The 1,167-nt window shown below is 74.3% G+C and carries 1 protein-coding gene; it reads left to right on the forward strand.

The genetic code is table 11. The features are described from left to right. Window positions 1-1,167, forward strand: a 1,167-nt coding sequence (locus R6V09_RS53495) for an ATP-binding protein (RefSeq protein WP_317888606.1), incomplete at both ends; no start/stop codon positions are given.

Genomic DNA, 1,167 nt, shown 5'->3' on the forward strand with positions numbered 1-1,167 from the left:
TGCTCAAGCCGGGGCCCGCGGCCCGCGCCGTGCGCCGGCCGGAGCCCAACGGCAGCCACGCCGCCCGGCAGTCGGAAAGCGAAGGCGATCACCCCGCCCGGCAGCCGGAACGCAACGGCAATCACCCGGCCCGGCAGCCGGAAACCAACGGCAACCTGCGTCCACGGCTTACCTCTTTCGTGGGCCGGGAACCCGAGATCGCCGCCATCCGTTCCGAAGTGCACAGGGCCCGCCTCGTCACGCTCACCGGACCGGGCGGCTCCGGGAAGACCCGTCTCGCCGAGGAAGCCGCCGCCGGGCTCCCGCAGGCGTGGCTCGTCGAGCTCGCCCGGCTCGACCGGCCGGAGGCGGTGCCGGGCGCGGTGGTCAGTGCCCTCGGTCTGCGCGAGACCGTGCTGATGACCACCGAGCTGGCGGTCCCGCAGGACGACCCCGTCGCCCTGCTGATCGAGTACTGCGCGGCGCGCAGCCGACTCCTGATCCTTGACAACTGCGAACATGTCATCGGCGCGGTGGCCGACCTCGCCGAGACCCTCCTGACCCGCTGCCCGGGGCTCACGATCCTCGCCACCAGCCGTGAACCCCTGGGCGTCCCCGGCGAGTCGGTGCGCCCCGTCGAGCCCCTCGTCCCCGACCAGGCGCACCGCCTCTTCGCGGAGCGCGCCGCCGCCGTCCGCCCCGACGCCCAGGCCGTGCTCCAGGACACCGAAGCGGTGACGGAGATCTGCCGGCGCCTCGACGGCCTGCCCCTCGCCATCGAACTCGCCGCCGCCCGGCTGCGGTTGCTCACCCCCCGCCAGATCGCCGACCGCCTCGACGACCGCTTCCGCCTCCTCACCTCCGGCAGCCGCACTGTCCTGCCCCGCCAGCAGACCCTGCGGGCCGTCGTCGACTGGTCCTGGGACCTGCTCGACGAGCACGAGCGGACCCTGCTGCGGGAGGTCTCCGTGTTCGCCGGCGGCTGGGACCTCGCGGCGGCGGAGAGCGTGTGCACCGGCCCCGCGGCGGACCTGATCGGCGCCCTCGTCGACAAGTCCCTGATCGTGGCCACCCCGGAGGAGGCATCCGACGGCATGCGCTACCGCATGCTGGAGACCATCCACGAGTACGCCGTCGAGCGCGCCGCCGAGACCCCGGGAGTGCGGGCGACGGCCGAGCGCCAACACC

The organism is Streptomyces sp. W16 (assembly GCF_033194735.1).
In the GTDB taxonomy this organism is placed as follows: Bacteria; Actinomycetota; Actinomycetes; order Streptomycetales; family Streptomycetaceae; genus Streptomyces.